This window comes from Pseudomonas kuykendallii (assembly GCF_900106975.1).
Lineage (GTDB): Bacteria > Pseudomonadota > Gammaproteobacteria > Pseudomonadales > Pseudomonadaceae > Pseudomonas_O > Pseudomonas_O kuykendallii.
Window position 1 is genome coordinate 307636 of sequence record NZ_FNNU01000003.1, and the last position, 18061, is coordinate 325696.

Here is an 18061-nt window from a genome sequence, read left to right on the forward strand (position 1 = left end):
CAGCGGCCGCGCAGTGTACGCCGGCTACCAGCCGAAACGCAGCACGGGGTCCCGGGGGGCGGCGGGCGCCGCGGGGGGCGTGGCCGGATCGGTCGCCACGCCTTCCGCCGGCGCGCTCGCTGCGGGCGCTTCGGCGGCCAGCTCGTGCAGGCCACCCAGCGCGAGCTGCGCGCGCAGTTGCTCCGGGCTGGCGTTCAACTGGTAATTGAGCTGATTGCCCGAGACGCTCTGCAGATGCGCCGCGAAGGGTTCGAGCAGGCGATCAAGTTCGGCGTAGCGCGCCAGGTCGGCGCCTTCTATCTGCACCGACAGCCCGCGCGCGGCGCCCGGCTTGGCGACGAAGCGCGGTGCCAGGCGCTGGTTCACCGCCCACAGCACCGCCTCGGCCAGGCTGGCGGCGTCGGCGCCCTCGGCGTTGCCCTGCTCGCGGGAGTCGCCGAGCCACAGCTTCCACTGCGCCGTCCACTTGCCCTCTTCCTCGTGGGCATCCACCGCCAGCAGCGCATCGGCGCCGTAACGCGTGGATATCTCGCGCAGCGCATCCGGCGACGACGCCTTGAGGGTGTCGGCGGTCGCCACCAGTTGCTCTGGAAGATCGGCGAGCGGCAGGCGCAGCGGCAGACCGGCGCGCTGGGCGGCGGCACGCAGCGGCGCGGCGCTGCCCTGGCCATCGCCGACCAGACTGGCGGCATCGACGGATTCGTTCAGCCACCAGGCGAGAATCGACGGCCGGTTGGCGCCCCACAGGGATATCCCGGCGCGGCTCAGGGCGCGCTCGCTGGACAACGGATCGAAGTCGACCTTCAGTGCTTCGTCGTCGTAACCGTACTTGCTGATCAGTTGCTGCGGGTCCTTGCGCAACTCGGCCAGGCCCGGATTGCGCAGCGCCGCCGGGTCGCCGGAAAGGCGCAGCACCAGGGTATCCAGCGCCCGTTGCAGCGCCTGTTCGCGGTCCGCCGGCTGCTGACTGGTGACCGGCTCGCGCACCTCGTAGAGCCCGGCGACCGGTTCGGCGAAGCTCGGCAGGCACGGCAGCGACAGGCTGAGAAGGAGCAGACGGGCGATCGGGCGCATGGATAACTCTCAGGACAGGGGCGGCATGGCGGCCACCCGGAGGGCTATACCTTAAACAGCCCTCCGCCACCCGGCAACCGGGCGGGCAGGATGGCCGCTGCCCGGCAAGCCTGATAAAATCGCGCGCCTTCGCAGACCGGCCCCGCGCGGCACCGGTCCCACCCCGAAACCCCAAGGGCCCGATTTATGAGCAAGCAACCCTCCATCAGCTACAAGGACGCCGGTGTCGACATCGACGCCGGAGAAGCGCTCGTCGAACGCATCAAGGGTGTGGCCAAGCGCACCGCACGTCCGGAAGTGATGGGCGGCCTGGGCGGCTTCGGCGCCCTCTGCGAAATCCCCGCCGGCTACAAACAGCCCGTGCTGGTCTCCGGCACCGACGGCGTCGGCACCAAGCTGCGCCTGGCGCTGAACCTCAACCAGCACGACAGCATCGGCCAGGACCTGGTCGCCATGTGCGTCAATGACCTGGTGGTCTGCGGTGCCGAGCCGCTGTTCTTCCTCGACTACTACGCCACCGGCAAGCTCAACGTCGACGTGGCCGCCACCGTGGTCACCGGCATCGGCGCCGGTTGCGAGCTGGCGGGCTGCTCCCTGGTCGGCGGCGAGACCGCCGAGATGCCGGGCATGTACGAAGGCGAAGACTACGACCTGGCCGGCTTCTGCGTCGGCGTGGTGGAAAAGGCCGAGATCATCGACGGCTCGAAGGTCGCCAGCGGCGACGCACTGATCGCCCTGCCCTCGTCCGGCCCGCATTCCAACGGTTACTCGCTGATCCGCAAGATCATCGAAGTCGCCGGCGCCGACATCGAGAGCATCCAGCTCGACGGCAAACCGCTGAAAGACCTGCTGATGGCGCCGACGCGCATCTACGTCAAGCCGCTGCTCAAGCTGATCAAGGACACCGGCGCGGTGAAGGCCATGGCCCACATCACCGGCGGCGGCCTGCTCGACAACATCCCGCGCGTGCTGCCGCAAGGCGCCCAGGCGGTGGTCGACGTGGCCAGCTGGACGCGCCCGGCGGTGTTCGACTGGCTGCAGGAGCAGGGCAACGTCGATGAGCACGAGATGCATCGCGTGCTCAACTGCGGCGTCGGCATGGTCATCTGCGTCGCCCAGGAACACGTCGAAGCCACGCTGAGCAATCTAACCGCCAGCGGCGAGCAGCCCTGGGTGATCGGCCAGATCGGCACTGCCGCCGAAGGCGCCGCGCAGGTCGTGCTGAACAATCTGAAAGCCCATTGATGGCCGAACCCTGCAATGTGGTGGTGCTGATCTCCGGCAGCGGCAGCAATCTGCAGGCGCTGATCGACGATCTCCACGGCGCGGGTAGCCCGGCCCGCATCCGCGCGGTGATCAGCAACCGCGCCGACGCCGCGGGCCTGTCCCGCGCGCGGGCCGCCGGCATCGACACCCGCGTACTCGATCACACGCGCTATGCAGGCCGCGAAGCCTTCGACGCCGCGCTGATAGCGGAGATAGACGCTTTCGAGCCGCAACTGGTGGTCCTCGCCGGCTTCATGCGCATCCTCAGCGGAGGCTTCGTGCGCCACTACCAGGGCCGCCTGCTGAACATCCATCCTTCGCTGCTGCCCCGGCACAAGGGTCTCGACACCCACCGCCGGGCGCTCGAGGCCGGGGACGCCGAACACGGCTGCAGCGTGCACTTCGTCACCGAAGAACTCGATGGCGGTCCTCTGGTCGTACAGGCAGTGCTGCCGATCGAAGCGGACGACACGCCCGAGCGCCTGGCGACGCGTGTCCACCACCGGGAGCACCTGATCTACCCACTCGCCGTGCGCTGGTTTGCCGAGGGTCGCTTGCGCCTCGGTGCCGATGGCGCAATGCTTGACGGCGCAAAACTGCCGGCCACCGGCCATCTGATTCGAACCTAGGAGCCTTTATGCGTCGCGTCCTGCTGTTCGTCCTCGCCCTGCTCGCCTTGCAGGTACAGGCTTACGAGCTGAAGCCGTTCTCTGCCAGCTACACCGCCGACTGGAAGCAGCTGCCCATGAGCGGCACCGCCGAGCGCAGCCTCAAGGCCGACGGCGACAACCGCTGGCTGCTCAATTTCAAGGCCTCGATGCTGGTTGCCAGCCTCACCGAGGAAAGCACCTTCCGCCAGGATGCGGACCTCTTCGTGCCGCTGACCTACCGCTTCGACCGCAGCGGGCTGGGCAAGGGCAAGACCGTCGAGCAGGATTTCGACTGGAACGAAAAGCAGATCATCGGCAACGACCGCGGCAACCAGCTGCGCGTGCCGCTGAACCGCGGGATGCTCGACAAGTCGACCTACCAGCTGGCGCTGCAATACGACGTGGCCGCCGGCAAGAAGAGCATGAGCTACCAGGTGGTCGACGGCGACGAAGTGGAGACCTACGACTTCCGCGTGCTGGGCGAGGAAGTGGTGCGCACCCGCGCCGGCCTGCTGGATGCGATCAAGGTGGAGCGCGTGCGCGACCCCACCCAGAGCAACCGCAAGACCGTGCTCTGGTTCGCCAAGGACTGGGATTACCTGCTGGTCAGCCTGCAGCAGGTGGAAAAGGACGGTAAGGAATACCAGATCATGCTCGCCGAGGGCGACGTCGACGGCCGCAAGGTCGAAGGCCGCCGCGACTGATTCGCCTCCCTCGCTCCTCCGTCCGGGGGAGCGGTTCGTTTCACCCCACTCCTTCTCTCTACAAGACACAGGCGCGGCCCCAAGGCCGCGCCCTGACTCACCACATCAGGTCGTCGGGAATCTGGTAGGCGGCGTAGGGATCGTCGGCATCCGGCGCTTCGGTCTGCACGTTGAGCTGCACCACACGCTGCGGGTCGCGCTCCTGGATCTTCAGCGCTGCTTCGCGCGGAATCACCTCGTAGCCACCGCCATGCCGGACGATGGCCAGCGACCCGCGACTGAGCTTGTCGCGCATCAGGTTGTTCACCGAAAGGCGCTTGACCTTCTTCTCGTCGACGAAGTTGTAGTAATCCTCGGTGGTCAGCTTGGGCAGCCGCGAGGACTCGATCAGTTGCTTGATCTGCGCCGCGCGGGCCTTCTGCTCGGCCTTTTCCTGCTGCTGGCGGTTCAGCTCCTGATCGCGGGCGAGCTTCTCGGCCTGCGCCTGCAGGGCGGCCTGCCGCTGCGAGTCGTCCTTCTCCACCTGGTTCTTCTTCTCCAGGCGGACCTGCTTCTGCTTCTGTTTGCCGGCCTGCTTGGCCTGCTTCTCGTTGACCAGCCCGGCTTTGAGCAACTGATCGCGTAGGGAAAGACTCATGTTTCGGCTCGTCGTGAATTGAGTTGGACCTGGGCTGGCGCGCGCTTCATCGCGCCACCCGGGGGATTGTGGTGGATGTGAAAAGCGACATCCACCGGCTTTGTGTTCGCCGCGCGGTGGGCTCAAAGGGCCGCTGCTTTCTCCTGCTTCTTCGCCTCGCCCCAGAGCGCATCCAGCTCGTCGAGGCTGCACGCCTCGATGGGGCGGCCGCGTTCGCGCAACCGTTGTTCGATGAAGCGGAAACGCCGCTCGAACTTGGCGTTGGCGCCGCGCAGCGCGGCTTCAGGGTCGACCTTGAGATGCCGCGCCAGGTTGACCGCGACGAACAGCAGATCGCCGACTTCCTCGGCGATCGCCCGTGGGTCGTTCTCGCTCATCGCCTCAAGCACTTCGTCGAGCTCCTCGCGGACCTTGTCGACCACCGGCAGCGCATCCGGCCAGTCGAAGCCGACGTGGGCCGCGCGCTTCTGCAATTTGGCCGCGCGCGACAACGCCGGCAGCGCAGCCGGCACGTCGTCGAGCAGCGACAGTTGCTGCGGCGCGGCAGCGGCCTCGGCGCGCTCCTCGGCCTTGATCTCTTCCCAGCGCTGACGGATCGCCGCTTCTTCCAGGCGCGCCATGTCCGGCGCGCCATACAGGTCGCCGTCGGGAAACACGTGCGGGTGGCGGCGCACCAGCTTGCGCACGATGCCGTCGACCACCGTGGCGAACTCGAAGCGCCCTTCTTCGCGCGCCAGCTGGCTGTAGTAGACGACCTGGAACAGCAGGTCGCCCAGCTCGCCGGGCAGGTGGGCGAAATCGCCGCGCTCGATGGCGTCGGCGACCTCGTAGGCCTCTTCGATCGTGTGCGGCACGATGCTCGCGTAATCCTGCTTGAGGTCCCACGGGCAGCCGTGTTGCGGGTCGCGCAGGCGCGCCATCAGGTGCAGAAGGTCGTCGAGTCGGTACATCGGAATGTCCTGGGAACGCGGAGGCCGTCAGCCGCCGGCGCGGTGACGGCGGGCTTCGATGATGTTGGGCAACTGCGAGAGGCGCCCGAGCAGACGGCCGAGGGCGTCCAGGCCGGGAATCTCGATGGTCAGCGACATCGATGCGGTGTTGTCTTCCTTGTTCGAGCGGGTGTTCACCGCCAGCACGTTGATACGCTCGTTGAGCAGCATCTGGGAGACGTCGCGCAGCAGGCCGGAGCGGTCGTAGGCGCGAATGACGATGTCCACCGGATAGGTCATCACCGGCACCGGGCCCCAGCTGACCTGGATGATCCGCTCGGGTTCGCGGCTTTCCAGTTGCAGTACCGAGGCGCAATCCTGGCGGTGGATGCTGACGCCGCGGCCCTGGGTGATGTAGCCGACGATGGGATCGCCCGGCAGCGGCTGGCAGCAGCCGGCCATTTGCGTCAACAGGTTGCCGACGCCCTGGATCTGGATGTCGCCGCGGCGACCCGGCTTGTTGCCGCCATGCTTGCGCGGGATCAGCTCCAGTTGCTCGGAGCCGCGCTCCGGCTCGACCAGTTGCTGGGCATGGTTGATCAGTTGCGCCAGGCGCAGGTCGCCGGCGCCGAGGGCGGCGAACATGTCCTCGGCGGTCTTCATGTTGGCCTTCTCGGCCAGCCGCTCGTAATCCACCTGCAACAGCGCCAGGCGGTTCAGCTCGCGCTCCAGCAGGCCCTTGCCGGCGGCGACGTTCTGGTCGCGGGCCTGCAGCTTGAACCAGTGGACGATCTTCGCCCGCGCCCGCGAGGTGGTGATGTAGCCGAGGTTGGAGTTCAGCCAGTCACGGCTCGGCGAGCCCTGCTTGCTGGTGATGATCTCCACCTGCTCGCCGGTCTGCAGGCTGTAGTTGAGCGGCACGATGCGCCCGTTGATCTTCGCGCCCCGGCAGTTGTGGCCGATCTCGGTGTGCACGCGGTAGGCGAAATCCAGCGGTGTGGCGCCTTTCGGCAGGTCGATGGCGTGGCCGTCGGGGGTGAACACGTAGACCCGGTCCGGCTCGATGTCGACGCGCAGCTGTTCGGCCAGCCCGCCGATGTCGCCGAGTTCCTCGTGCCACTCCAGCACCTGGCGCAACCAGGAGATCTTCTCCTCGTAATGGCTGGAAGTGGCCTTGAGGTCGGTGCCCTTGTAGCGCCAGTGCGCGCATACGCCCAGCTCGGCCTCCTCGTGCATGGCGTGGGTGCGGATCTGCACTTCCAGCACCTTGCCGTCCGGGCCGATCACCGCGGTGTGCAGCGAGCGGTAGCCGTTCTCCTTGGGGTTGGCGATGTAGTCGTCGAATTCCTTGGGGATGTGCCGCCAGAGGGTGTGCACGATGCCGAGCGCGGTGTAGCAGTCGCGGATTTCCGGGACCAGCACGCGCACCGCGCGGACGTCGTAGATCTGGCTGAATTGCAGGCCCTTGCGCTGCATCTTCCGCCAGATCGAATAGATGTGCTTGGCGCGCCCGCTGATGTCGGACTTGATCCCGGTGGCGGCCAGTTCGGCACGCAGCTGGTCCATCACCGTGGTGATGTACTGCTCGCGGTCCAGGCGCCGCTCGTGCAGCAGCTTGGCGATCTGCTTGTACTGCTCGGGCTCGAGGTAGCGGAACGACAGGTCCTCCAGCTCCCACTTGATATGGCCGATGCCCAGGCGGTGCGCCAGCGGCGCGTAGATGTCGAAGACCTCGCGGGCGACGCGATGGCGCTTCTCGTCGTCGGCGTTCTTCACGGTACGGATGGCGCAGGTGCGCTCGGCGAGCTTGATCAGCGCGACGCGCACGTCGTCGACCATCGCCACCAGCATCTTGCGCAGGTTCTCCACCTGCGCCTGGGTGCCGAGCACGAGCGACTGGCGCGGGTTGAGGCTGGCGCTGATCGCCGCCATGCGCAGCACGCCTTCGATCAGTTTGGCGACCACGGGGCCGAAGCGCTGGTTGACGTCGGGAAGCTGGATCTGGCCCTCGCGCACACCGCGATAGAGCACCGCGGCGATCAGCGAGTCCTGGTCGAGCTTGAGGTCGGCGAGGATCTCGGCGATTTCCAGGCCGGTCTGGAAGCTCGACGTGCCTTCGACCCAGAGGTTCTGCGCGGCATTCGCCTGCTGCTCGACCTGGCGGGCGAACTCGCAGGCCTCGCGCATGGCGTCGCGATCCAGCGCCGGGTCGAGACCGATGACGTGGTCCAGCCACGCCTCCAGATTGATGCTGCCGTCGGTATTGATCGGCTGATGCGCTCTGACCTGTACCATTTCGCCTATCCCCACGACGTGCCGAGCACGTCGAAAACGTCGGTCCGAAAATTGGACCGCACGGATTACCGGAGCTTCCCGCTCCTCTCGAATAAAACCATCGCCTCGACATGCGCCGTCTGCGGGAACATGTCGAGGATGCCGGCGCGTCGCATCCGGTAACCCTGACGGGCCAGCTCGGCGGCATCGCGCGCCAGGGTCGCCGGATTGCACGACACGTACAGCACCCGATCGGCATCCAGCTCGGCCAGGTGCCGCACCACATCCCACGCGCCGTCGCGCGGGGGGTCCAGCAGAATCGCGTCGAAGCCGTGCTGCGCCCAGGGCGCATCGGCAAGCGGCTTCGACAAGTCGGCCTGGAAAAAGTGCACGTTGCCCAGACCGTTGCGCCGCGCGTTACCCTGCGCGCGCTCGACCATCTCCGCCACGCCTTCCACCGCCACCACGTCACGCACCCGCTGCGCCAACGGCAGGGCGAAATTGCCCAACCCGCAGAACAGGTCGAGGACCCGCTCGCCAGGCTGCGGCGCCAGCCACTCCAGAGCCTGGGCGACCATCGCCTGGTTCACCGGCGCGTTGACCTGGACGAAATCGCCGGGGCGAAAATCCAGTTGCAGGTCCCAGGCCTCCAGGCGGTAACCCAGCTCCTGCCCGGCCACGAACGCCTGCGGCTCGCCGGTGCCCTGCAGCCAGAGCTGCGCGGCATGATCGGCGCAGAACGCCTGCAAGCGTTGCAGATCGGCCTCGCCGAGCACCGCCGTGTGGCGCACCAGCAGCGCCTCGGCGGTGCCGCTGAAGATTTCCACGTGGCCGATCGCCTGGGGTTTGTCCAGCGCACGCAGCACCTGCGGTAACGCGCGCACGATCGGCTGCAAGGGCTGTACCAGCACCGGGCACTCGTCGATGGAAAGGATGTTCTGGCTGGAGGCCTCGCGGAAGCCGACCTCCAGCCGCGAGGCCCGCGCGTCCCAGCGCACGGCGATCCGCGCACGGCGCCGGTAGGCGAACTCCGGCCCGCTCAGCGGCGCGGCCCACTGCTCGGGCTGCAGCTGCGCGGTGCGCGTCAGTTGCTCGTCGAGGGTGCGCTGTTTCAGCGCCAGCTGCTCGGCATGGGGCAGGTGCTGGAGGCTGCAGCCACCGCACTGGCGCGCGTGCTTGCAGGGTTCGATACGGCGCAGCGGCACGGCCTCGAGCACGCGTTCGACGCGTGCCTCGACCACCTGGCTGCGCGCGCCGAGCACCCGCGCCTCGACCCGCTCGCCCGGCAGCGCACCGGCGACGAACCAGGTGCGCCCTTCGAGAAAGGCGATGCCGCGCCCGTCGTGGGCGAGACGCTCGATGCTCAGCTGCTGCTTCTTGCCGGTCGGCACCTGCACGCTGCGCGCGCCGCCACTGGGCTGAAAACGCAGGCCGCTACGCTTGGCCATCAGCGCGCGCTCCGCGGATCAGGGCTGTTCATACACACCGGTGGACAGGTAGCGGTCGCCACGGTCGCAGATGATCGCCACGATCACCGCGTTCTCGACTTCGCGCGACAGGCGCAACGCCGCCGCCACCGCGCCGCCGGACGAGACGCCGCAGAAGATGCCTTCCTCGCGGGCCAGGCGGCGCATCACGGTTTCAGCCTCGCTCTGCGCCATGTCGACGACACGGTCGACGCGCGTGGCGTCGTAGATCTTCGGCAGGTATTCCTGCGGCCAGCGCCGGATACCGGGGATCGCCGAGCCCTCCATCGGCTGCAGGCCGACGATCTCGATCGCCGGGTTCTGTTCCTTGAGGTAACGCGAGGTGCCCATGATGGTGCCGGTGGTACCCATGGAGCTGACGAAGTGGGTGATGGTGCCGGCGGTCTGCCGCCAGATCTCCGGGCCGGTGCCGGTGTAGTGCGCCTGCGGGTTGTCGCCGTTGGCGAACTGGTCGAGCAGCTTGCCCCGGCCTTCGCGCTGCATCCGCTCGGCGAGGTCGCGGGCGCCTTCCATGCCCTCCTCCTTGCTCACCAGGATCAGCTCGGCGCCGTAGGCGGTCATCGCCCACTTGCGCTCGTCGGTGGAGTTGTCCGGCATGATCAGGATCATCCGGTAGCCCTTGATCGCGGCGGCCATCGCCAGGGCGATCCCGGTATTGCCGGAGGTGGCTTCGATCAGCGTATCGCCGGGCTGGATGTCGCCGCGCAGCTCGGCGCGGGTGATCATCGACAGCGCCGGGCGGTCCTTCACCGAACCCGCCGGGTTGTTGCCCTCGAGCTTCACCAGCAGGGTGTTGCTGGTTTCGCCGGGCAGGCGCTGAAGGCGGACCAGAGGCGTGTTTCCGATGCAATCGGCGATCGTGGGGAACTGCGGAGTCATGGGCTCGACGATCCGAACGGCGAAAAGAAGGCGCCTATGATACCGGCAAACCCGGCGCCGCCCCACCGCGACGACGCACGCAATGAACCGCCAGACCGATCAGCGCGGGCGGCGACTGACCCCGGCGATCAACGGCGTGCCACTGTGCGGATCGCGCAGCAGCACGCACTGCACGTCGTACAGCTGCTCCACCAACTTCGGCGTGACGATCTCGCCCGGTGCGCCCTCGGCGACGATCCGCCCGCCCTTCATCGCCACCAGGTGATCGGCGTAGCGGCACGCGCTGGAGAGGTCGTGTACCACCATCACCACCGTTTTGCCCGCCGCGGCCAGCCCGCGAATCAGCTCGAAGACTTCGATGGCGTGCCCCAGGTCGAGGGCCGAGGTGGGTTCGTCGAGCAGCAGCAACGGCGTTTGCTGCGCCACCGCCATGGCGATCCAGGCGCGCTGGCGCTGGCCGCCGGACATCGACTCCAGCGGCCGCTCGGCCAGCTCGACCAGGTCGGCGACGCGCAGCGCCTCGTCGACGATGGCCTGATCCTCGGCCGACCACTGGCGCAGGATGCCCTGGTGCGGCTGGCGGCCGAAACGGATCAGCTCGGACACGCTGAGGCCGTCCGGCGCGGTCGCGTCCTGCGGCAGCAACGCCAGCAACCGCGCCACCTCGCGCGACGGCTGGTTGCCAATGGCGGCGCCGTTGAGCAGCACCGCGCCGGCGCTCGGCTTGTGCAGGCGCGACAGGCCGGCGAGCAAGGTCGACTTGCCACAGCCGTTGGGCCCGACGATGGCGGTGACCTTGCCTGGCGGAATGCGCAGCGACAGCTCGCGCACGATCGGCGTGTTGCCGTAGCCCAGGCTCAGCGCCTGGGCCTCGAGGGTCGCCGTGGCGCTCGACCGGCCGATGAGCGGGGATTCGGGGTGGCTCATGTCAGCCTCCGCGCCGGCTGGCGCAACAGTATCCACAACAGATAGGGGCCGCCGACGATGGCGGTGACCACGCCGACCGGGATTTCCACCGGCGCCAGCAGGGTGCGCCCGGCCCAGTCGGCGCCGAGCATCAGCAGCGCACCGGCGAGCCCGGCGTTGAGCACCGGCACGCCGCGATGGCCGCTCAGGTAGCGGGCCATTTCCGGCGCGGCCAGGGCGATCAGCCCGACCGGCCCGGCGACCGCCACGCCGAGCGCGGTGAGCGCCACCGTGACGATCAGCGTGAGCAGGCGCATGGCGCCCAAACGCACGCCGAGGCAGACCGCGACGCTGTCGGAGAAGCGCATCAGGTCCAGCGCCCGCCCCAGGTACTTGGCCAGCGGCAGGCATACCGCCAACCCCGCCGCGAGCAGCCAGACCGCCTGCGCGGGGCGCGCGTTGAGGCTGCCGACCGTCCACGGATAGGCCTGGTTGGCGGCGTCCATGTCGGTGCGCGCCAGCATCAGGTTGGTCAGCGCGCCGAACACCGCGCCGATGGCGATGCCAACCACGATGAAGCGGTAGCCGCGCGCTCCGGCGCCCGCACTCAGACCGAAGGCCAGGGCGGCCGCCGTCGCCGCGCCAACCAGAGCGAGCATCGACGGCGCCATACTGGTCGGCACGGCGACGATGGAGGCGACGGCGAACGCGGTGGCGCCCTCGTCGATGCCGATCACGCCCGGCGTGGCCAGGCGATTGCGCGCCAGCGTCTGCAGCAGGCAGCCGGCGACGCCGAAAGTCAGCCCGGTGAGCACGCCGGCGGCCAGGCGCGGCAGGCGCAGCTCGCGCACCAGGAAGACCTGCATCGGCTCGCCCTGGCCGAAGGTGGCCTGCACCGCGCTCCACGGCGACAACAGCGCGCTGCCCGAGGCCAGGCTGATCGCCGCCATCGCCAGCAGCGCCAGGCCCAGCGCCAGCCCGACCAGCAAGCCGCGCCGGTTGAACAGAACGCGCCAGGGCCCGACGGCCAGCAGCCAATGGCCGGCCGGCGCATGCAGAGGCCGGGCGTTCATAGCGTTGGCAACCGGTGACTGCGCACGACGGCGATCAGGATCGGCGCGCCGACGAAGGCGGTGACCACTCCGATAGGCAACTCGTAGGGCCTCACGATCAACCTCGACAGCGTGTCGGCGAACAGCACGATGGCCGGCCCGAGCAGCAACGACAGGCCGAAGGTGCGGCGGATGTCGGGCCCGACCAGGCGCCGCGCAATGAACGGAACGATCAGGCCGACGAAGGCGATCGGCCCGGCGGCGGCGGTGGCGGTGCCCACTAGCAGCGCGACGCCGGCCAGCGCGGCCAGGCGGATCGCCGCCGGGTGATGGCCGAGCCCGCGGGCCATCTTCTCGCCCAGCGCCAGCGCCGCCAGCGGACGGATAATCGGCAGCAGCACCAGCAAGCCAAGCAACAGGCCGGGCAGGCTCCAGCCCAGCACGTCCTGCGGCCGGCCGGCCAGTGCGCCGATGATCCAGAAACGGATTTCGTCGGCACTGCGCTGGTCCTGCAGCAGAATCAGGCTGCTCAGCGCCGAGAGGATGCCGGAGAACGCGGCGCCGGCCAGCACCAAGCGTACCGGGTCGTTGCCCAGCCCGCGCGCCTGGGTCACCAGCAGCACCAGCAGGCAGCCGGCCAGCGCCCCACCGATGGCGACGCCGAGGTTGAGGGTCGCCGCGCTGGCGCCAAGGCCGAGCGCCAGCACCACGGCGAACGAGGCGCCGGCGCTGACGCCGAGCAATCCCGGCTCGGCCAGCGGGTTGCGGGTCGCCGCCTGCAGCACCACGCCGGCCGCGCCGAGCGCCGCACCGACCAGCAGGCCGAGTAGGGTTCGCGGCAGGCGCAGCTCGAAGACCACGAAGCGCGCATCGTCAGTGCCCTGCCCCAGCAGCGTCTGCACGCCTTGCAGCGGGTCGACGTTGCCGGCGCCGAACAGCAGGCTGGCCAGGCACAGCACGAGCAGCGCGCCGCCACTGAGCAGCAGCGCGGCGGGAACCGTCAGCGGGACGGGGGAACGACACGGGGACATCAGTCGCGCAGCGCCTTCTCCACGTCATCCAGCACGATCTGCGCGGCCAGCGGCCCGGAACCGCTGCTCCAGACCTGGCCGTCGACGCTCAGCAGCTTGCCGTGGCTCACCGCGTTCAGCCGCTCGAAGGCCGGCTGGCGGCGCGCCTGCTGCAGCGCCTTCTCGCCGTCCGGATTGAGGGTGGCGAGGAACAGCCAGTCGCCGTCCACCTGCGAGAGGTTCTCCAGGCTCAGGGTGTCGCTGTGCGGTTTCTCGGTCAGCGAGCGCGCCAGCGCCGTGCTCTCGAAGCCCAGCTGGCCGAGCAACTGGCCGACGAACAGGCGGTTGGACATGAGGATCGGCCCCTGCGGATTCCAGCGCACCACGGAAGCGACGACGCCCGGCTTGATCTGCTTCTTCAGCGCGGCGATGCGCGCATCGACCTGCTCGAGATAGGCCTCGGCCTCGGCCCGCTTGCCCAGAGCCTCGGCGTAGAAGGTGGTGACGTCGCGCCACGCGTCGAAGGCGTTGCCCTTGGGCACCAACGTCGGCGCCATCAGGCTGAGCTTGGCGTAGAGGTCGCGATTCAGATCGGGCGCGGCGAGGATCAGGTCGGGCTGCAGTTGCAGCACCGCTTCCAGGTTCACCTCGCGGCTCGTACCGGCCATCGCAATGGGCCCGGCCTTGTCCTTCAGGTAGTTGGCAACACCGCTGCCGCCGCGCGTGGCGAGCGTGCCGACCGGCTTCACGCCCAGCGCCAGCGCGGTGTCCAGCGCCGTCTCCGTGAGCACCACCACCCGCTGGGGCGTGCCGTCCAGGCTGACCGCGCCGTAAGCGGTGTCCAAGGTCCGCGCGGCAGCTTCGGCATGCACAGCGAAGACCATCACCCAAGCGCCGAGCAGCGCTGCGGCGGCCCGCTGGAGCGAACGGGAAGTCGGGAGGAACGCATGGGGCATGACCATTTCCTTGCTCTAGAAACAGGCGAAGACGCGGGGCGAAAGGATAACCGGGGCGGCAGACAATAATCGTTCTCAAACGCCAGATACTTGTATCAGATCAATGACGAGGACCTTCAGCAGGCCCACCGCATGCCTCCAAGCGGGCCATCGGTATTCCGCGCCGGGCCTCACTGGCCATGGCGAGCCAGTTCCGCAGGCGTCCTGCCCACCGCCAGTTGCAGCGCCAGATCGAGGGAAACCGGCAGCAGCGGACCGTGGCCCATGCCGGGAAACGCGCGATAGCCGACCTGCATGCCCGGCCGTTGCGCCAGGCGCCCGGCCAACTGCGCGATGGCGTCCGGCGGCACCGCGGCCTGGGCCTCGCGGCGTGCCTGGACCACCTTGTCGTCCACCCCTGGCGGCGTGCCGCCATCGGCCGGGGCCTCGCCGTGCATCAGCAGCAGGCGCTTCGGCCTGTTCTCTCGGCTGGGGAACGTCTTCTCCTCGCTGAGGACGAAACCCTTCTGCCACCACAGCGACGGATCGGCGGCGGCGTAGAACTGGAAGCTCTGCGGCCGGGTGAACAGGCAGTGCAGCACCAGCAACCCGCCGTAGGAATGGCCCCAGAGCGTCTGCCGCGACCTGTCGAGCGGCGCGCGTTCGGCCACCGCCGGCTTGATGCGCTGCTCCAGCAGGTCGAGGAACCGGTCCGCCCCGCCACCGCGGCGGTCACGGGCGAGGTCGTCGATGACGTGCTCCACGCCCGGCATCGGCGGCGTGTAGTCGTAAGCCCGGGCGACCACGTCGAAGCGCAGGTCGGTGGCGTAACCGATCGCCACCAGCACCGGCGGGCCCTGTCGGTCCAGTTCGCCCAGGCGCTTCTCGTCCAGCGCGCCCATGGCGGCGTTGCCGTCGAGCAGGTAGATCACCGGGTAGCCGCTCCGGGGCGCCGCTCGCCGGGGCACGCCGACCCAGATGCGGTAGTGCCGCGCGCCGTCCGCCGAGGGCATTTCCAGGGTCTCAAAGCGGTAGAAGGCCGAGCCACGCTCGGCAATCGTCGGGCCGAGCTTCTCGCTCAGGTCCGGCTTGGCCTGTGCCGGAGCGGCGAAGCCCAGGCACAGCAGAAGGGAAAACCACAGACCGCGTTTCATCACTCACCACCCTCCATTGCCGCCGAACCGGCAGGCTTTGTCATTCGCAGCACCGCCTGCACCGTTTTTTTGCTGGAACCGCACGCCAGCGCGCCGCCGCGGCGCGGGCAAGGCGGCCGCGTGCCTGGGCGCCGGGGATCGGGTCGTCCGCAATCAGCGGAATGCGAGGGGAAACGAGACTGATAGACTGCATGGAGACGGCCCGAGATCAAATGAGAACGATTCTACATCGCCGTCGATCGTTAGTGCCCAGGGAATCGCGGCGCATTGCACACACCACCGAGCGGGGGCCGATCATCGTGTTGACGGATTTGGGGATAAAGGGACGTGTCCTGCTGCTGACGCTGCTGCCCACCAGCCTGCTGGCGCTGATGCTGGGCGGCTACTTCACCTGGATGCAGCTTTCCGACCTGCAATCCCAACTGCTCCAGCGTGGGCAGATGATCGCCGAGCAGCTGGCGCCGCTGGCCGCGGCCTCGCTGGCGCGGCGCGACAGCGCGCAGCTCGAACGGATCGCCGACGACGCCCTGGAGAATCCCGACGTGCGCGCGGTGAGCTTTCTGGGCTCCGACCGCGCACGCCTGGCGCATGCCGGGCCGGGCATGCTCAACCTGATGCCCGATGGCGACGGCAATCGCCTGTCGCTGAACAGCGGCAACGACGCCACGCGCTTTCTCCTGCCGGTGTTCAACCGCCATCGCGCGCTCGCCGGCGACGTCGACCCGACTGGAGACGAGCGCCTGCTCGGCTGGGTCGAGGTCGAGCTGTCGCACCAGGGCACCCTGCTGCGCGGCTACCGCAGCCTGCTCGCCAGCCTGTTGCTGATCGTCACGGGCCTCGGGGTGACCGCGCTGCTCGCGTTGCGCATGGGGCGCACCATCAACGAACCGCTGCTGCTCATCCGCCAGGCCGTCGCGCAGCTCAAGGACGGCCATCTGGAAACCCGCCTGCCGCCGCTGCGCAGCCGCGAACTGGACCAGGTCGCCGAAGGCATCAACAGCATGGCGCAGTCGCTGCAGAACGCCCGCGAGGAACTGCAGCACAGCATCGACCAGGCCACCGAGGACGTCCGGCAGAACCTGGAGACCATCGAGATCCAGAACATCGAGCTGGACCTGGCGCGCAAGGAGGCGATCGAGGCCAGCCGCATCAAGTCCGAATTCCTCGCCAACATGAGCCACGAGATCCGTACCCCACTCAACGGCATCCTCGGCTTCACCAACCTGCTGCAGAAGAGCGAGCTGACCTCGCGCCAGCATGACTACCTGGGTACCATCGAGAAATCCGCGGAGAACCTCCTCGGCATCATCAACGAGATCCTCGACTTCTCGAAGATCGAGGCCGGCAAGCTGATGCTGGAGAACCTGCCGTTCAACCTGCGCGACCTGCTCCAGGACACCCTGACGATTCTCGCCCCGGCGGCGCATGCCAAGCAGTTGGAGCTGGTCAGTCTGGTCTATCGCGACACGCCGCTGGCGCTGGTCGGCGATCCGCTGCGGCTCAAGCAGGTGATGACCAACCTGGTGAACAACGCGATCAAGTTCACCCGCGAAGGCTGCATCGTCATCCGCGCCATGCTCGAAGAGGAAAGCGACGACCGCGCGCAGCTGCGGATCAGCGTCCAGGACACCGGCATCGGCCTCGCCGAAGACGAACTGCGCGCGCTGTTCCAGGCGTTCAGCCAGGCCGACAACTCGCTCAACCGCCAGGCCGGCGGCACCGGCCTCGGCCTGGTGATCTCCAAGCGCCTGATCGAGCAGATGGGCGGCGAGATCGGCGTCGACAGCACGCCGGGCGAAGGCTCCGAGTTCTGGGTCAGCCTGACCCTGCCCAAAGCCCGCGACGACGCCGACGACCTGCCGCGCGCACCGCTGGCCGGCCGCCGCGTGGCGATTCTCGAGGGCCACGAACTGGCGCGCCAGGCGCTGCGCCACCAGCTCGAGGATTGCGGCCTGGAGGTGCTCGAATTCCCGGTGCTCGACGACCTCATCGATGCGGTCGCAGGCCAGCGTGACACGCCCCGGCCGATCAACCTGGCGGTGCTCGGCGTCAACCTCAAGGATTTGCCCCCCGAGCCGCTGAGCCAGCAGGTCCACGCCTTGGAAAGCCTCGGCTGCAAGGCACTGGTGCTCTGCCCGACCACCGAGCAGATGCTCTATCACGACGCATTGCCGGACGCCGACAGCCAGCTGCAGGCCAAGCCTTCCTGCACGCGCAAACTGCACCGCGCCCTGGGCGATCTGCTCAACGCGCCGCCGCCGCGCCTGCTGCCATCTATCGCACCGAGCAACAGCCGGCCGCCGCGCCTGCTCTGCGTCGACGACAACCCCGCCAACCTGCTGCTGGTGCAGACGCTGCTCAGCGACCTCGGCGCCGAAGTCGTCGCGCTGGACAACGGCGAGGCCGCACTGAAGGCCGTCGCCCGCACACGCTTCGACCTGATCTTCATGGACGTGCAGATGCCCGGCATGGACGGCCGGCAGACCACCGAGGCGATCCGCGCCTGGGAAACCGAGCACCAGCAGGGCCAGGTGCCGATCGTCGCGCTGACCGCCCATGCGCTGGCCCACGAGAAACGCATCCTGCTGCGCAGCGGCATGGACGACTACCTGACCAAGCCGATCAACGAACGCCAGCTCAGCCAGGTGGTGCTCAAGTGGACCGGCCTGAGCCTGCTCGGCAGCGCCGCGCGCGGCGAACCCCACGCACCGCGTAGCAATTCCACGCTGCCGGTACTGGACGCCGAGGAAGGCCTGCGCCTGGCGGCCGGCAAGGCCGACCTCGCCGCCGACATGCTGCGCATGCTGCTGGAATCTCTGGAAGTCGACCGCCAGGCGATCCGCCAGGCGCGTGAAAGCTGGGAACGCACGGCGCTGATCGAGCGCGTGCACCGGCTCAACGGCGCCACCCGCTACTGCGGCGTGCCGCAACTGCGCGACGCCTGCCAGCGCAGCGAAACCCTGCTCAAGCAGGACGATCCGGGCGCCGCCGCGGCCCTCGGCGAACTGGACGCCGCCATCGAGCGCCTGCTCGACGCCGCCGCGACCGCCTGACCGGCGAGGCGCCCGTGCCGGCAGCGCGTGATAGCATGCCGGCCAGCGCTT

At 68.7% G+C, this 18061-nt stretch carries 15 protein-coding genes; 4 read left to right on the plus strand and 11 right to left on the minus strand.

The features are described 5' to 3' along the window. Positions 1-24 precede the first annotated feature (24 nt). Positions 25-1074, minus strand: a complete 1050-nt coding sequence (locus BLV15_RS11450) for a DUF2066 domain-containing protein (protein ID WP_090228122.1) — start codon at positions 1072-1074, stop codon at positions 25-27. Positions 1075-1260: 186 nt separating this feature from the next. On the opposite strand from BLV15_RS11450, the gene purM reads away from it, so the two are divergent. From purM to BLV15_RS11465, 3 genes are read left to right on the plus strand one after another with little or no spacing between them, the layout of a single operon-like run. Further along, complete coding sequence (purM, locus tag BLV15_RS11455; protein WP_090228125.1) at positions 1261-2319, plus strand: phosphoribosylformylglycinamidine cyclo-ligase; 1059 nt, start codon at positions 1261-1263, stop codon at positions 2317-2319. Next, entirely contained in the window at positions 2319-2969 is a 651-nt protein-coding gene (purN, locus tag BLV15_RS11460; protein ID WP_090228128.1) for a phosphoribosylglycinamide formyltransferase, read from the plus strand. The genes purM and purN overlap by 1 nt, the downstream gene beginning before the upstream one ends. Positions 2970-2977: 8 nt before the next feature. After that, on the plus strand, positions 2978-3694 hold the full coding sequence (locus BLV15_RS11465; RefSeq protein ID WP_090228130.1) for a DUF3108 domain-containing protein: 717 nt from the start codon (positions 2978-2980) through the stop codon (positions 3692-3694). A 97-nt stretch (positions 3695-3791) separates the two neighbouring features. On the opposite strand, the gene BLV15_RS11470 is transcribed toward BLV15_RS11465, so the two are convergent. The 10 genes from BLV15_RS11470 to BLV15_RS11515 form a co-directional block, all read right to left on the minus strand. Next, positions 3792-4331, minus strand: a complete 540-nt coding sequence (locus BLV15_RS11470; RefSeq protein WP_090228133.1) for a DUF2058 domain-containing protein — start codon at positions 4329-4331, stop codon at positions 3792-3794. 122 nt (positions 4332-4453) lie between these two features. Beyond that, positions 4454-5281, minus strand: a complete 828-nt coding sequence (gene mazG / locus BLV15_RS11475) for a nucleoside triphosphate pyrophosphohydrolase (protein ID WP_090228135.1) — start codon at positions 5279-5281, stop codon at positions 4454-4456. A gap of 27 nt (positions 5282-5308) precedes the next feature. Then, on the minus strand, positions 5309-7555 hold the full coding sequence (relA, locus tag BLV15_RS11480) for a GTP diphosphokinase (protein ID WP_090228138.1): 2247 nt from the start codon (positions 7553-7555) through the stop codon (positions 5309-5311). A gap of 65 nt (positions 7556-7620) precedes the next feature. Next, positions 7621-8982, minus strand: a complete 1362-nt coding sequence (rlmD, locus tag BLV15_RS11485) for a 23S rRNA (uracil(1939)-C(5))-methyltransferase RlmD (RefSeq protein ID WP_090228141.1) — start codon at positions 8980-8982, stop codon at positions 7621-7623. A gap of 18 nt (positions 8983-9000) precedes the next feature. After that, positions 9001-9900: a cysteine synthase CysM gene (cysM, locus tag BLV15_RS11490; RefSeq protein WP_090228143.1), complete on the minus strand. Its 900-nt coding sequence runs from the start codon at positions 9898-9900 to the stop codon at positions 9001-9003. 99 nt (positions 9901-9999) lie between these two features. Then, positions 10000-10827 (minus strand): ABC transporter ATP-binding protein, encoded by an 828-nt coding sequence (locus BLV15_RS11495; protein WP_090228146.1) that lies wholly within the window; start codon positions 10825-10827, stop codon positions 10000-10002. Further along, on the minus strand, positions 10824-11879 hold the full coding sequence (locus BLV15_RS11500) for a FecCD family ABC transporter permease (protein ID WP_090228149.1): 1056 nt from the start codon (positions 11877-11879) through the stop codon (positions 10824-10826). Before BLV15_RS11500 ends, BLV15_RS11495 begins: the two co-directional genes overlap by 4 nt. Beyond that, the gene (locus BLV15_RS11505) at positions 11876-12889 is read right to left on the minus strand and encodes a FecCD family ABC transporter permease (protein ID WP_090228152.1); all 1014 of its coding nucleotides are present in this window, start codon (positions 12887-12889) and stop codon (positions 11876-11878) included. Before BLV15_RS11505 ends, BLV15_RS11500 begins: the two co-directional genes overlap by 4 nt. After that, on the minus strand, positions 12889-13824 hold the full coding sequence (locus BLV15_RS11510; RefSeq protein ID WP_090228154.1) for an ABC transporter substrate-binding protein: 936 nt from the start codon (positions 13822-13824) through the stop codon (positions 12889-12891). The genes BLV15_RS11505 and BLV15_RS11510 overlap by 1 nt, the downstream gene beginning before the upstream one ends. Positions 13825-13994: 170 nt before the next feature. Next, on the minus strand, positions 13995-14957 hold the full coding sequence (locus BLV15_RS11515) for an alpha/beta hydrolase (RefSeq protein WP_090228157.1): 963 nt from the start codon (positions 14955-14957) through the stop codon (positions 13995-13997). Between the two features lie 299 nt (positions 14958-15256). Between BLV15_RS11515 and BLV15_RS11520 the strand changes: the two genes are divergently transcribed. Continuing rightward, entirely contained in the window at positions 15257-18010 is a 2754-nt protein-coding gene (locus BLV15_RS11520) for an ATP-binding protein (RefSeq protein ID WP_090229058.1), read from the plus strand. The last annotated feature ends 51 nt before the right edge of the window (positions 18011-18061 follow it).

Bases quoted from the DNA above. Each gene is read 5' to 3' on its own strand.
- BLV15_RS11450 (WP_090228122.1), bottom strand. From the start codon at position 1,074: ATGCGCCCGATCGCCCGTCTGCTCCTTCTCAGCCTGTCGCTGCCGTGC.
- purM (WP_090228125.1), top strand. From the start codon at position 1,261: ATGAGCAAGCAACCCTCCATCAGCTACAAGGACGCCGGTGTCGACATC.
- purN (WP_090228128.1), top strand. From the start codon at position 2,319: ATGGCCGAACCCTGCAATGTGGTGGTGCTGATCTCCGGCAGCGGCAGC.
- BLV15_RS11465 (WP_090228130.1), top strand. From the start codon at position 2,978: ATGCGTCGCGTCCTGCTGTTCGTCCTCGCCCTGCTCGCCTTGCAGGTA.
- BLV15_RS11470 (WP_090228133.1), bottom strand. From the start codon at position 4,331: ATGAGTCTTTCCCTACGCGATCAGTTGCTCAAAGCCGGGCTGGTCAAC.
- mazG (WP_090228135.1), bottom strand. From the start codon at position 5,281: ATGTACCGACTCGACGACCTTCTGCACCTGATGGCGCGCCTGCGCGAC.
- relA (WP_090228138.1), bottom strand. From the start codon at position 7,555: ATGGTACAGGTCAGAGCGCATCAGCCGATCAATACCGACGGCAGCATC.
- rlmD (WP_090228141.1), bottom strand. From the start codon at position 8,982: ATGGCCAAGCGTAGCGGCCTGCGTTTTCAGCCCAGTGGCGGCGCGCGC.
- cysM (WP_090228143.1), bottom strand. From the start codon at position 9,900: ATGACTCCGCAGTTCCCCACGATCGCCGATTGCATCGGAAACACGCCT.
- BLV15_RS11495 (WP_090228146.1), bottom strand. From the start codon at position 10,827: ATGAGCCACCCCGAATCCCCGCTCATCGGCCGGTCGAGCGCCACGGCG.
- BLV15_RS11500 (WP_090228149.1), bottom strand. From the start codon at position 11,879: ATGAACGCCCGGCCTCTGCATGCGCCGGCCGGCCATTGGCTGCTGGCC.
- BLV15_RS11505 (WP_090228152.1), bottom strand. From the start codon at position 12,889: ATGTCCCCGTGTCGTTCCCCCGTCCCGCTGACGGTTCCCGCCGCGCTG.
- BLV15_RS11510 (WP_090228154.1), bottom strand. From the start codon at position 13,824: ATGCCCCATGCGTTCCTCCCGACTTCCCGTTCGCTCCAGCGGGCCGCC.
- BLV15_RS11515 (WP_090228157.1), bottom strand. From the start codon at position 14,957: ATGAAACGCGGTCTGTGGTTTTCCCTTCTGCTGTGCCTGGGCTTCGCC.